The 13658-nt window shown below is 68.3% G+C and carries 11 protein-coding genes; 5 read left to right on the forward strand and 6 right to left on the reverse strand.

Features of this window, described 5'->3' with window-relative positions; all coding sequences use genetic code 11:
- The first annotated feature begins 1 nt into the window (after position 1).
- The 3 genes from maiA to FOC84_RS32610 are packed head-to-tail and all read left to right on the forward strand — an operon-like array spanning position 2 to position 3668.
- The gene (gene maiA / locus FOC84_RS32600; RefSeq protein WP_173149652.1) at positions 2–670 is read left to right on the forward strand and encodes a maleylacetoacetate isomerase; all 669 of its coding nucleotides are present in this window, start codon (positions 2–4) and stop codon (positions 668–670) included.
- Between the two features lie 54 nt (positions 671–724).
- On the forward strand, positions 725–2077 hold the full coding sequence (locus tag FOC84_RS32605) for an MFS transporter (RefSeq protein ID WP_173149654.1): 1353 nt from the start codon (positions 725–727) through the stop codon (positions 2075–2077).
- Positions 2078–2114: 37 nt separating this feature from the next.
- On the forward strand, positions 2115–3668 hold the full coding sequence (locus FOC84_RS32610) for a fumarate hydratase (protein ID WP_173149656.1): 1554 nt from the start codon (positions 2115–2117) through the stop codon (positions 3666–3668).
- A gap of 62 nt (positions 3669–3730) precedes the next feature.
- Here FOC84_RS32610 and FOC84_RS32615 read toward each other — a convergent pair whose 3' ends face one another.
- Complete coding sequence (locus FOC84_RS32615) at positions 3731–4549, reverse strand: tRNA U-34 5-methylaminomethyl-2-thiouridine biosynthesis protein (protein ID WP_173149658.1); 819 nt, start codon at positions 4547–4549, stop codon at positions 3731–3733.
- 19 nt (positions 4550–4568) lie between these two features.
- On the reverse strand, positions 4569–5495 hold the full coding sequence (locus FOC84_RS32620; RefSeq protein WP_173149660.1) for a tRNA U-34 5-methylaminomethyl-2-thiouridine biosynthesis protein: 927 nt from the start codon (positions 5493–5495) through the stop codon (positions 4569–4571).
- A gap of 436 nt (positions 5496–5931) precedes the next feature.
- On the opposite strand from FOC84_RS32620, the gene FOC84_RS32625 reads away from it, so the two are divergent.
- Complete coding sequence (locus FOC84_RS32625; RefSeq protein ID WP_173149662.1) at positions 5932–7941, forward strand: PEP/pyruvate-binding domain-containing protein; 2010 nt, start codon at positions 5932–5934, stop codon at positions 7939–7941.
- Between the two features lie 63 nt (positions 7942–8004).
- On the opposite strand, the gene lpdA is transcribed toward FOC84_RS32625, so the two are convergent.
- Genes lpdA through FOC84_RS32645 form a run of 4 tightly spaced genes read right to left on the reverse strand, consistent with a single transcriptional unit; the run spans position 8005 to position 13018 of the window.
- A complete protein-coding gene (lpdA, locus tag FOC84_RS32630) occupies positions 8005–9408 on the reverse strand; it encodes a dihydrolipoyl dehydrogenase (RefSeq protein ID WP_173149664.1) in 1404 nt (467 codons plus the stop codon).
- A 2-nt stretch (positions 9409–9410) separates the two neighbouring features.
- Positions 9411–10736, reverse strand: coding sequence for a dihydrolipoamide acetyltransferase family protein (locus tag FOC84_RS32635; protein ID WP_173149666.1), 1326 nt, complete (start codon positions 10734–10736; stop codon positions 9411–9413).
- A 3-nt stretch (positions 10737–10739) separates the two neighbouring features.
- A complete protein-coding gene (locus tag FOC84_RS32640) occupies positions 10740–11783 on the reverse strand; it encodes an alpha-ketoacid dehydrogenase subunit beta (RefSeq protein ID WP_173149667.1) in 1044 nt (347 codons plus the stop codon).
- 2 nt (positions 11784–11785) lie between these two features.
- Entirely contained in the window at positions 11786–13018 is a 1233-nt protein-coding gene (locus tag FOC84_RS32645) for a 3-methyl-2-oxobutanoate dehydrogenase (2-methylpropanoyl-transferring) subunit alpha (RefSeq protein ID WP_173149669.1), read from the reverse strand.
- 273 nt (positions 13019–13291) lie between these two features.
- Between FOC84_RS32645 and FOC84_RS32650 the strand changes: the two genes are divergently transcribed.
- On the forward strand, positions 13292–13618 hold the full coding sequence (locus tag FOC84_RS32650) for a hypothetical protein (RefSeq protein ID WP_173149671.1): 327 nt from the start codon (positions 13292–13294) through the stop codon (positions 13616–13618).
- Positions 13619–13658: the final 40 nt, after the last annotated feature.

The raw sequence follows: 13658 nt of genomic DNA on the forward strand, positions 1-13658 counted from the left end.
CATGAACGACACGCCCGCCCTCACCCTGCACAGCTACTGGCGCAGTTCCGCGGCCTACCGGGTCCGCATCGCCCTGGCCTTGAAGGGCCTGCCCTACCGGCAGGTCACCTGGCACATGGTCAAAGGCGAACACCAGCAGCCCGCCTATCGCTCGCTGGCGCCCTTCGGCCTGGTGCCCATGCTGGAAATCGACGGCCTGCGCCTGCAGCAGTCGCTGGCCATCATCGAGTACCTGGACGAGCGCCATCCCGGCGCGCCGCTGCTGCCGGCCGATCCGGCGCTGCGCGCGCAGGCCCGCGCGCTGGCGCAGCTGATCGCCTGTGAAATGCATCCACTCAACAATCTGCGGGCGCTCAAGCGCCTGCGCGCGCAGTTCGGCGCGGATGACGAACAGATCCAGGACTGGTACCGCCACTGGTGCGCGGAAGGCTTCCAGGCCTTCGAGGCGGCGTTGCCCGCGGCGCAGGAAGGCGGCTACGCGCTGGGCGCCGCGCCCACGCTGGTCGAGTGCTACCTGATCCCGCAGGTCTACAACGCCTTGCGCTACGGCGCGGACCTGGCGCCCTTCGAACGGGTCCGCGCCATCGTCCAGGCCTGCGCCGGCCAGCCTGCCTTCGAAGCGGCCCGCCCGGAAAACCAGCCCGACGCGCCGCAGAGCGCGGCGGCCTAGGCAACGCCCCCCAATAAGAAGCTGAACCGCCGCATTCCCCCAACGGAGACAACCATGCAGACAGAAATCCCCGCCGACGGCGCCGCCGTCGCATCCGCCCACCGGGCCGCGTCCGGGCCGCTGGTCAGCGCCGACGACCGCAAGGTGCTGGCCGCCACGTTGGTCGGCTCGGCCATCGAGTGGTACGACTACTTCATCTACGTCCAGGCCGCCGGCCTGGTGCTGGGTTCGCTGTTCTTCGCGCCTTTCGCCAAGGAGAACCCGGAACTGTCGCTGATCCTGTCCTTCGCGACCGTGGGCGTGGCCTTCCTGTTCCGGCCGCTGGGCGCCATCGTCTGCGGCCATCTGGGCGACCGCTATGGCCGCAAGCGGGTGCTGGCGGCCACGCTGATCCTGATGGGCGTGTCCACCGCGCTGATCGGCGTGCTGCCCACCTACGCGCAGATCGGCCTCTGGGCGCCGGTGATGCTGGTGACGCTGCGCGTGCTGCAAGGCTTTTCCGCCGGCGGCGAATGGGGCGGCGCGGCGCTCATGGCGGTCGAGCATGCGCCCCGCGACCGGCGCTCGCTGTTCGGCGCCTTCCCGCAGATCGGCGTGCCGCTGGGAATGATCGTCGCCACCGGCGTGCTGTGGTGCATTACCTCCCTGGTCGGCCCGGACAACTTCATGGCCTGGGGCTGGCGCGTGTCCTTCCTGCTGTCCATCGCGCTCATCATCGTCGGCGTCTTCATCCGCCGCGCCGTCGAGGAATCGCCTGTATTCCTGGAAATGCAGTCGCGCCGCAGCCATTCATCGGCGCCGCTGGGCACGCTGTTGCGCAAGCATCCGCGCCAGATCCTGCTGACCACGCTGATCTTCGTGGGCAACAGCACGGCGGGCTACCTGCTGGTCGGCTTCTTCATCAGCTACGGCAGCCGCACGCTGCACATGCCGCCGCAGCAGGTGCTGATGATCTGCACGCTGGCCGCCGCCTGCTGGCTGGGCACCACGCTGCTGGGCGGCTGGCTGGGCGACCGCATCGGCCGCGTGCGCACCTTCCAGCTCGGCTACGTGCTGCTGGCGCTGTGGGCCATACCGATGTGGTCCTTCATCGAATCCGGCGATGTCATGCAGTTTGCCTTCGCCCTGGCCGTGCTGTCGGTGCCGCTGGGCCTGACCTACGGCCCGCAGGCCGCGCTGTACGCCGAAATGTTCCCGGCCGACGTGCGCTACTCCGGCGTGTCGGCAGGCTATGCGCTGGGCTCCATCCTGGGCGGCGCCTTCGCCGCGATGATCGCGCAGTCCATCATCACCGCCACGGGCCAGTCCTGGCATGTGGGCGTGTACGTCATCGCCATGGCGGTGGTGTCCTTCGTCGCCGTGACCCTGGTCAAGGACCGGCCCGGCGTCACGCTGCACGCCGATTGAACCCGATCCCTCCTGAAGCCATTCATCCACGCACGCCATGAGCCCCACCATCCGCCAGGACGACCTGATCGAGTCCATCGCCAGCGCGCTGCAGTACATCAGCCACTACCACCCGGCCGACTACATCGCGCACCTGGCCCGCGCCTACGAACGCGAAGCCAGCGCGCCGGCGCGCGACGCCATGGCGCAGATCCTGGCCAGCTCGCGCATGGCCGCCATCGGCCGGCGGCCCATCTGCCAGGACACCGGCATCGTCAACGTGTTCCTGGAAGTCGGCATGGACGTGCGTTGGGAGGGCTTTACCGGCGGCCTGGAAGATGCCGTCAACGCCGGCGTGCGGCGCGCCTACCTGGACCCGGACAATCCGCTGCGGGCCTCGGTGGTGGCGGACCCGCTGTTCGGCCGCGGCAACACCCGCGACAACACGCCCGCCGTCATCAGCATGCGCATCGTGCCGGGCGCCAGCGTGGCCGTCACCGTGGCAGCCAAGGGCGGCGGTTCGGAGAACAAGGCGCGGCTGGCCATGCTGAACCCGGCCGACAGCATTGTCGACTGGGTACTGGCGCAGATTCCCGCCATGGGCGCCGGCTGGTGCCCGCCCGGCATGCTGGGCATAGGCGTGGGCGGCACCGCCGAAAAAGCGGTGCTGCTGGCCAAGGAAAGCCTGATGCAGCCCCTGGACATGCATGAACTGCAGGCCCGGGCGCAGCGCGGCGAAACACTGGCGTCCGAAGACGCGCTGCGGCTCGAACTGCACGAGCGCGTCAACGCCCTGGGCGTGGGCGCGCAGGGTCTGGGCGGCCTTACCACCGTGCTGGACGTGAAGATCAAGACCTACCCCACGCACGCGGCCGCCAAGCCCATCGCGCTGATCCCCAATTGCGCGGCCACGCGCCATGCAAGCTTCGTGCTGGACGGCTCCGGCCCCACCCACCTGGCCCCGCCCTCGCTGGATCTCTGGCCCGACCTGGGACCGGAACGCGCAGCCGGCACGGGCCGTCGCGTGAACCTGGACACCCTCACCCGCGAGGAAGTCGCGTCCTGGCGCGCCGGTGAAACCCTGTTGCTCAATGGCCGCATGCTGACCGGACGCGACGCCGCGCACCAGCGCATCCGCGAAATGCTGGCCCGCGGCGAACCCCTGCCCGCCGACTTCCGCGGCCGCGCCATCTATTACGTGGGCCCGGTGGACGCCGTGCGCGACGAGGCCGTCGGCCCCGCCGGCCCCACCACCTCGACCCGCATGGACGGCTACACCGACATGATGCTGGCGCAAACGGGGCTATTGACGATGATAGGCAAGGCCGAACGCGGCCCGCAGGCGGTCGAAGCGATCCGGCGCCACCGGGCGGCCTACCTGATCGCGGTGGGCGGCGCGGCCTATCTGGTGTCCCGCGCCATCCGCAGCGCCCGCGTCGTCGCCTTCGAGGACCTGGGCATGGAAGCGATCCATGAATTCGAAGTCACGGACATGCCCGTGACCGTGGCGGTGGACGCCGAGGGCGGCAACCTGCATGTGTCGGGGCCCGCGCAGTGGCGGCGGGCGGCGGGGGCCAGGGAGATACCGGTGGCCTTGGCGGGGGCTGCATGACCACGGAGGTCAGCGCAGCCCTCCAAGGTGCTTCCTGGAATGCGCCACGGCTCAGCGTGCCTTCAGCCCAGCTTGAATTCCACCACCGCCCCGCCGCTGCCATACAGCGGCGCATATTCCAGCACCTTGGCGCCGCGGAACCGGTCGCCCAGCGCGCCCAGCAGCCAGGACATGTGCTTGAAGCCCATTTCCGCCTTGGCCTGCCCGGCGTACTCCGGCATCGCCGCGCGCAGTTGCGCGGCGTCGCCGCTTTCCAGCAGCGCCAGCATGCGGCGGTTCCAGTCGTCGTCGGACTGCGAGATCAGGCGGTCGGATTCCGGCGCCACCGGCTCGCGGAACATGGTGTTGGACAGCCCGCCTATGCCGATGACCGCCGCCCGCTTGCCCTGCGCCGCGGCCGCCTGCACCGCGATGCGGCTGAGCTGCTCCGTCTGCGCGTTGTCGTGGTACAGGTTGTTGGCCGCCAGCGTCACGGGCAGCGCATCCGAACCGAAGCCCATCAGCGTGCTGACCGTGATGGTGCCCGTGTCGATGGGAAACTGGTCGTAGTCCACGCCGCGCGCATGGATGCCGGCGTCGCGGCAGCCCTGCACGCAGGCTTCGGCCAGGCTCGCGTCGCCGGCGATGTCGAAGGGCAGCTCGCCGTACTCGTGCCAGTTCTCGTCCACGTGCACGCCGGTGCTGCGCGCGCGCGTGATCCACAGCTGGTCCAGCACCGCCATCCACTGTGTCGAATACACCAGCACCACGTCGGGCCGGGAAGCTGCCAGCGTCTTGCCGGCCGCGCGCAGCGCCTGGTTCAGCCGTCCCCAGGGCGCCACGTCGCTGCGCAGCTGCGGCAGCGGGCTGCCGGGAACGAGAAATGCGGATACGAGGGTCATGGCATGTCTCCTTCGAGGGCTAGGCCGCCGCGCCGGCGGATGCTTCGAGGCGGGACAGCCCCGCCTCCTGCAGATTCCATTCCATCACCGCGTTGCCGGTGCCGATCACGGTGCCATAGCCGTGGAACTTGCCCGCCAGCTGCGGATAGCCCATGGCCGCGTGCATCCAGGTGAAGGCGCCCGATTTCACTTCGGCGAAGGCTTCGTCGATGAACTGGGGCAGCAGCTCGAACACCTCGCCCATCCGGCCCTTGCGCATCAGTTCGATCATGCGGATGTCCCACAGATAGCCGTCGTAGCGCGCCGGATGCTCCTTGGACATGTCCTCGGGCACCTCGGGCTGTTCGTGGAAATGCCAGTGCGACAGCGTATTGCTGGCCAGCAGGACCGCCCGCCGCCCGCTCTTGCGTATGGCTTCGCGCGTGGCCCGGCCCAGCAGGTCCATTTCCTTGAGCCCTTCCTGGGTGTTGAGGTAATACGGCGTGTTGTTCGCCGACAGCCCCACCACCGGGATGTCCCATTGCGGCCGCACCATGTGCAACGTGGTGATGGTGCCGTAGTCCACCCTGAACTTCGGGTTGCGCATCATCTTGGTGACCAGGCCCAGCTTGCGGCCTTCCTCGCAACAGGCCTCGGCCAGCGCCACGTCCACGTCCATGCCGAAGTCGTAGCGAAACAGGTCGGGAAAGATCGGATCGACCGAGCGGCCCGCCAGGCGCGGCACGCCCAGGAAATGGTGGCCGACCTGGGTGATCCAGTGCGGCGAATGCACCAGCAACACGTCGGGCTGCAAGCGTTCAATGCTCTCGCGCACGTGGTCGTAGGCCCATCGCAGGCTTTCCCAGCCGCCGCGCGAACGCGGCTCGTTCTGCGGCGGGTTCTCGCCGTACACCAGGTGCGGCGGATGGGGAGCCAGGAATCCGGAAAGAATTTCGCCGTCCTTCATTGCTTACTCCTTTGCGAGTGCAGTGGGAACCGGGTTTCGACCGATGCTGCGAGGCCTGCCGATTTTTGTACGTATACGTACTGGATTCGAGTATCGATTCGCCGCAGTCCGCTGTCAACGGGCCGCGCATCTTTGGAAGATAGGGAGTTTCCCGAGCAGGCAGAAAAAAAAGGAGCAGCGAGAGCTGCTCCTTTAAAAGGGCCCTACGAAAAACCGTCTCCATCACCGCGTGCGGAGATGGCCGGTTTCCCGCGGCGCCGGCGGGCGCGATTAAGCCTGGGCTGGATTAAACGACATCCGCAGCCAGAAGCACATCACTGAAATTGGGTATTTTGCGCCCCCGCAGCAACTTCAATGCATAGTTGGCCACATCCGGAAACAAACGCCGGCACGGCTCCGATATCATCGCCAGTCCCTGCGCCCCGCCCGCCCGTTCATGAGTCCATTGCCCGTCCCTCGCCGCCTTGCCTCCCGCCGCCTGACCCGCCTGATTGTCCTGGCCGCGCTGGGCGCGCTGGCCGTCAGCCTGGGTCCGTCCGTCCAGGCGCAGACCGCCCGCAAACCCTCGCCCTATGAAAACTCCCGCCCGTTGAACCCCGACGAGCGCGCGGCGCAGCAGGCGGAAGACGCCAAAAAAAACGGCCCGGCCTTCCTCGGCCAGATCCGGACCCAGGCCGAATTCCAGCAACTTGCCCGGGTCTACAACCCCGGCACGCCGCTGGAGATCCCGCACGTGCTGTTCGTGATCGATCGAAAACAGGGCGGCAAGATCTACTACGTCGACACGCCCCGCTATACGCTGCACGAGAACTTCGCGCGCGAGCGGCGCCTCTTGCCCGCCGACGACAAGGCCACGCTGATTGCTCAGTACAAGGACCCGCAGCGGCGCCTGCTGTTCGGCACCCTCAGTTGGCAACGCGACCTGCCCGGCTACACCTATGAATTCTGGGAAGGCGACCGGATCAACCCGGAGTTGTTGAAGCTGACCGAAGAGAAACTGCAGGCCAGCTTCTACCAACCGGTGCGCTTCAAGGCCAATTCCACGCTGCACGAACAGGTCGCGAAAAACGCCGGCCTGAACGCGGTGACGCAGGAATCCTTGCTGCGCGAGCAGACCTTCCTGCCGCTGAACACCGGCGTCGCCCAGGGCCGGCTGCGCATCGTGGCCTCGGTGGACGACACGCCGGACCTGTCGCCGACGGACATCCTGGTGCTGGACGAGGTTCCGGTCGCGCTGCCGCCGGTGGCAGGCCTGGTGACGCAACGGCCCTCCACCCTGCTGTCCCATGTCAATCTGCTGGCCAAGGGCTGGCGCATTCCCAACGCCTACGTGCGCGATGCCGTGGCCGCGCTGCGCGAGCATGACGGCCAGTGGGTCGAGCTGACCGTCACCAGCAACGGCTATCAGCTGCAGCGCATCGCCAAGCCTGAAACCGCGCCGCCGCCCAAGGCCTCCCTGCCCCTGCCCAAGCCCGACTTGACGGTCAAGGCGATCAAGCCGCTCTCCGGCATGGTCACGCGCGACAGCCGCCATTGCGGCGTGAAGGCCGCCAACCTGGGCGCGCTGAAGTCCGCGCTGCCGCCCGCGGCCACCGTGCCGGACGGCTTTTGCATACCCTTCGCGCAGTACGCGGCCTTCATGGCCCAGTTGGGCGTGCCGCAACGCATCGCCGCGCTGGAGCAGCGGCCGGACTTCGCCAGCGACGGCAACGTGCGGCGCGCCGAACTGGCCGCGCTGCGCCGGGACATCGTGCAGGCCCCGCCGGATGCGGCGCAGGCCTCCGCCTGGCGCGAACGCTGGCAGCAGCAATTGCAGGGCCGCGGCGTATTCGTGCGCAGCTCGTCCAATTCCGAGGACCTGCCGGGGTTCAGCGGCGCCGGGCTTTACACCACCGTGCCCAACGTGACGCAGGCCGACGCGCTGGCGCAAGCCGTGCAGACGGTGTGGGCCTCGGTCTACAACTACGAAGCCTATGAAGCGCGGCGCGCGGCCGGCATCGGCCAGGACGGCGTGGTAATGGCGGTGCTGGTGCAGCAGGCCGCGGCGTCGGACAGTTCGGGCGTCATGATCACACGCGATCCCTTCGACGCCTCGCGCCGCTACGTCACCTACCTCTCGGCCAAGCGCGGCCTGGGCATCAAGGTGGTGGAAGGCAAGCGGCAGGCCGAGCAGCTGATGTACTCCAGCTGGTCCAAGGCGGTGCAGGTGCTGAGCCGTTCCGCCGAGGACACCCAGCTGGTGCCGGACGCGGCGGGCGGCGTGCGCGAAGTGCCGATCGAAGGCGCGCGCCAGGTGTTGAACGATGCGCTGGTGGCGCGCCTGGCTACGGTGGGCAGCCAGATCAAGCAGCGCCTGGGCGGCGCGGACCAGGACATCGAATGGGCCGTGCAGGGTGAGAACATCCTGATCCTGCAGGCCCGGCCGTATATCGACGGCAGTCAGTAAGGACCCGGCCGGAAGGCGGACCGGGCAAGGCCGCCGCGCACGGCGCCTTGCCCACAAAATCCCCTAGATATGCAGCGCGTGGCCCAGCGCCTTGAGCGCCGCTTCCTGCACGGCTTCGCCCAGGGTCGGATGCGCGTGGATGGTGCCCGCCACGTCTTCCAGCGTGGCGCCCATTTCCAGCGACTGGCCGAAGGCCGTCGACAGCTCCGAGACGCCGCGCCCCACCGCCTGCCAGCCCACGATCAGGTGGTTGTCGCGGCGCGCGACCACGCGCACGAAGCCGTCGGTGGATTCCAGCGTCATCGAGCGCCCGTTGGCCGCGAACGGGAAGGCAGCCGTCAGGCAGTCCAGCCCCGCGCTTTCCGCCTCGCCAGGCGACAGGCCCGCCACCACGACCTCGGGATCGGTGAAGCAGACCGCCGGAATGGAGGCAGGCTGGAAGTGGCGGCGCTTGCCCGCCACCAGTTCGGCCACCATCTCGCCCTGCGCCATGGCGCGATGCGCCAGCATGGGCTCGCCGGCGATATCGCCGATGGCCCAGACGTCGCGCATGGAAGTCCGGCACTGGTCGTCGATGCGCAACGCGTTGCCCTTGCGGTCCAGTTGCAGGCTTTCCAGCCCCCAGTCCTGCGTGCGGGGACGCCGGCCCACCGCGATCAGCACGCGGTCTGCCGGCAGCAGGGTTTCCACGCCCGCCGCGTCCTGCACGCGCACCGCGTTGCCAGCGCCGTTCAAGCCCAGCACCTTGCGGCCCAGGTGCAGATCCACGCCCATTCTCGACAGCGCGGCGGCTACCGGCTTGGTGAGTTCGGCGTCGTAGGTCGGCAGGATGCGGTCCTGCGCTTCCACCACCGCCACTTCGGCGCCCAGCTTGCGGTACACGGTGCCCAGTTCCAGGCCGATGTAGCCGCCGCCCACCACCACCAGCTGTTTGGGGATGCTGGCGGGCGACAGCGCCTCGGTGGACGACACCACCATGCCGCCGAACGGCATGGATGCCAGCGGCGTGGGCTCGGAGCCCGCCGCCAACAGCAGGTGTTCACACTGGATGCGGATGGCGCCGGACTCGCCGCCGTCCACTTCCACGGTCTTGCCGTCCAGCAGGCGGGCCCAGCCGCGCACCACTTCCACGCCGTTCTTCTTCAGCAGCGCGGCCACGCCGCCGGTCAGCTTGCCGACGATGCCGTCCTTCCAGGCCACGGTCTGGGCCAGGTCGATGGCGGGCGCCGACACGGAAATGCCCAGCGCCGACTTGCCCGCGTAGTGGCGCGCCTTGTCGAATTCCTCGGCTGCATGGATCAGCGCCTTGGACGGGATGCAGCCGATGTTCAGGCAGGTGCCGCCCAGTTGGGCGCCTTCGACCAGGATGGTCGGCACGCCCAGCTGGCCGGCGCGGATGGCGGCGACGTAGCCGCCGGGGCCGCCGCCGATCACCAGCAAAGTCGTAGTCTTAGTGATCTGGCTCATGCTTACTCCACGAAAAGCAGCGCGGGTTGTTCCAGCAGCGCGCGCACCGCCTGGATGAAGCGCGCCGCGTCCATGCCGTCCACCACGCGGTGGTCGAAGGACGACGACAGGTTCATCAGCTTGCGCGCCACCACGGCGCCATTGCGGATGGCGGGCCGCTCGACGATGCGGTTCACGCCCACGATGCCGACCTCGGGATGGTTGATCACCGGCGTGGTGACGATGCCGCCCAAAGGCCCCAGGCTGGTGATGGTGATGGTCGACCCCGACAGCTCGTCGCGGCTGGCGCTGCCCGTGCGCACCGCCTCGGCCAGACGGACGATCTCGGCCGCCATGGACCAGAGATCGCGCGCCTCGGCGTGGCGCATGACCGGCACCATCAGGCCGCCGTCGCTTTGCGTGGCGATGCCGATGTGGACCGCGCCGTAGCGCGTGACCACACCGCCCTCATCGTCGTAACGCGCGTTGATCTGCGGGAAATCGCGCAGCGCCACTACCATCGCGCGCGCCAGCAGCGGCAGCAGCGTGAGCTTGCCGCGCGTCGCGCCCCACTTCTGGTTGAGACTGGCGCGCAGCTCTTCCAGTTCGGTCACGTCGATTTCCTCGACGTAGCTGAAGTGCGGGATGCGGCGCTTGGACTCGGCCATCTTCTGCGCGATCTTGCGGCGCAGGCCGATGACCGGCACGTTTTCCTCGTCGTTGCGCTCGGCATAGGCCACGCCGCCGCGGGCTTGAGCCCCCCCGCCCTGCCCTTGCAGGTAAGCGTCCAGATCCTCGTGCAGGATCCGGCCGGCCGGGCCGCTGCCGTGCACGTAGCGCAGTTCGATGCCCAGGTCCCAGGCGCGCTTGCGCACGGCCGGCGAAGCCAGCGGCTTGTCGCCGGGCTGGCGCGCGACGGCGGCGGGCGCCTGGCGCGCGGGCTTGGCCGGCGCCGCGGACGGCTTGGCGGGCGCGGCGACTTCGACGGCAGCCTTCGGCGCAGGCGCGGCCTGCGGCGCGGACGCCGAAGCCGCGGGCTGCGCCGCGGCAGGAGCCGCGGCCGCCTTGGCAGGCGGCGCGTCCGCGCCCGGCTTGAGGTTGCCCTCGCCTTCGACTTCCAGGCGGATCAGCTCGCCGCCCACGGCCATGACCTGGCCCACGTCCCCGCCCAGCGCGACCACGCGGCCGACCACCGGCGCGGGAATCTCGACCGTGGCCTTGTCCGTCATGACGTCGGCCAGCGGCTGGTCCTCGGCCACCAGGTCGCCGATCTTCACGTGCCAGGCGACCAGTTCCACTTCCGCGATGCCTTCGCCGATGTCGGGCATCTTGATGACATGAATACCCATCTCTCAACCCTCCATCGCGCGCTTGAACGCTTCGCCGACCCGGCGCGGGCCGGGGAAGTACGCCCATTCCTGCGCGTGGGGATACGGCGTATCCCAGCCGGTCACGCGCTCCACGGGCGCCTCCAGATGATGGAAGCAGTGTTCCTGCACCAGCGAAATCAGCTCGGCGCCGAAGCCGCAGGTGCGCGTGGCTTCGTGCACCACCACGCAGCGGCCGGTCTTCTTGACCGAATTGACGATGGCATCCAGGTCCAGCGGCCACAGGCTGCGCAGGTCGATGACCTCGGCGTCGATGCCGGTTTCCTCGGCGGCCGTCAGCGACACGTGCACGGTGGTGCCGTAGGTCAGCACGGTCAGCGCGTTGCCGGGCCGCACGATGGCGGCCGAGTCCAGCGGCACGGTGTAGTACCCGGTGGGCACCACGCTGCCCGGCCGTCCGGTCCAAGGCGTGACGGGCCGGTCGTGATGGCCGTCGAACGGGCCGTTGTAGAGCCGCTTGGGCTCCAGGAAGATGACCGGATCGTCGTTCTCGATGGCCGCGATCAGGAGGCCCTTGGCGTCATACGGATTGGACGGCATCACCGTGCGCAGCCCGCAGACCTGCGTGAACATGGCCTCGGGGCTCTGGCTGTGCGTCTGTCCGCCGTAGATGCCGCCGCCGCAAGGCATGCGGATGGTCATGGGCGCGACGAACTCGTTGACCGAGCGGTAGCGCAAGCGCGCGGCCTCGGACACGATCTGGTCCGAAGCGGGATAGAAATAGTCGGCGAACTGGATCTCGCAGACGGGGCGCAGGCCATACGCGCCCATGCCCACCGCCACGCCGACGATGCCGCCTTCGGAGATGGGCGTGTCGAACACGCGCGAGCTGCCGTACTTGGCCTGCAGGCCCTCGGTGCAACGGAACACGCCGCCGAAATAGCCGACGTCCTGCCCGAACACCACCACGTTGTTGTCGCGCTCCAGCATCACATCCATGGCCGAGCGCAAAGCCTGGATCATGGTCATCGGCGCGGAGGCCGGACCAGCGTTGTTATCGATAGCCATGATCAGACTCCGAGCTGCTGACGCTGCCGGCGCAGATGCTCCGGCATGTCCTTGTACACGTCTTCAAAGATGCTGGCGGCGCTGGGGACGTGGCCGTCCACCAGGGTGCCGTAGCTTTCCGCTTCCTTCTGGGCTGCCAGGATCTCGGCGTCGAGCTCGGCCTTGACGGCTTCGTGTTCTTCGTCGGACCAGATGCCCAGCAAGATCAGGTGCTTCTTGAAGCGCGCTATCGGGTCGCCCAGCGGGAAGTGGCTCCAGTCGTCGCCGGGACGGTACTTGGAGGGATCGTCGGACGTGGAGTGCGGGCCGGCGCGGTAGGTCACCCATTCGATCAGGGTCGGCCCCAGGTTGCTGCGGGCGCGCTCGGCGGCCCAGCGCGAGGCGGAATAGACCGCCAGGAAATCGTTGCCATCCACCCGCAGCGACGCAATGCCGCAGCCCACGCCGCGGCCCGCGAAGGTCGCGCCTTCGCCGCCGGCGATCGCCTGGAAGGTGGAAATGGCCCACTGGTTGTTGACCACGTTCAGGATGACCGGCGCGCGGTAGACGTGGGCGAAGGTCAGCGCGGTGTGGAAGTCGGCCTCGGCGGTGGCGCCGTCGCCGATCCAGCCGGAAGCGATGCGGGTATCCCCCTTGATGGCCGAGGCCATGCCCCAACCCACCGCCTGGATGAACTGCGTGGCCAGGTTGCCCGAAATGCTGAAGAAGCCCCGTTCACGGTCGGAGTACATGACCGGCAGTTGGCGGCCCTTGAGCGGATCGCGTTCGTTGGACATCAGCTGGCACATCATGGTGACCAGCGAAACGTCGCGCGCCAGCAGGATGCTCTGCTGGCGGTAGGTCGGGAAGCACATGTCGCCCTGCTCCAGCGCCATGGCGTGGGCCGTGCCGATGGCCTCTTCGCCCAGGCTCTGCATGTAGAAGGAGATCTTCTTCTTGCGCTGGGCGGTCAGCATGCGCGCATCGAAAAGGCGCGTCATCAGCATGTTGCGCATGCCGGCGCGCAGTTGCTCATGGCTGAGCTCGGGCGCCCACGGTCCGACGGCGCTGCCGTCGTCCGCGATCACCCGGACCAGGCTGTAGGCCAGTCCGCCGGTATCGACCGCGGCAACATCAATGGGGGGTTTGGGCACATCGCCGGGCGGCGACAGGTGCAGGTAGGAAAAGTCGGTCTTGCAACCCGGACGCCCTGTAGGCTCCGGGACGTGCAACTTCAACGGCCCATATTGGCTCATGTATTGTCTCCACGCTTGATCGTGTCATGCGCATTCTTCTTACCAAGACACTGCCCAAGGGGATGACCTCGAACATTGCCATCGTCGGCCGGTGCAAAGGGATGAACATGCACGGCCGGCAGCCAGAGTAGCACAGGGCGCAGCCCCGAAACAGGGGCCGCGCCGGGCCTCGCTCCCAGCGCCGGTCGAGGGCCGCGCGGCGCGTGCGCGGATCGCGGCGGCGGCAGCCGGCGGCGTCATATACTGCCTGTCCCTGATACGCTGGAAGCCGACGTGCCCCGATCGACCGCCTCGAAATGGTTCAGCTGGACCGGCGTTGTGTTCGCCGCGCTTTACCTTGCCATCGTCATCCTCTGCGTTGCCGGCGCCCTTTCGGCGGACGGCGATGACAAAGGACGATTCGTATTGCTGCAGTTGCCATTGGCACTGCAACTGGCGCTGCTGCATGAATTGAACCTGGATCGCCTGCTTGGCGACCTGTCATGGGTCGGCGGCTACCTGCTGATCGGGCTACCCACGCTGGCCCTCTTCTACTTCGCGGGCTGGGGCCTGGAGAAGCTCGTGCGCGCCGCTTTCCGGCCGATCGCGGGCCGGCACTAGGCAGGCCGCCCATGAAAAAACCGGCCTATGGCCGGTTTTT

The sequence above is a fragment of the Achromobacter pestifer genome (genome assembly GCF_013267355.1).
GTDB lineage: Bacteria > Pseudomonadota > Gammaproteobacteria > Burkholderiales > Burkholderiaceae_B > Achromobacter > Achromobacter pestifer_A.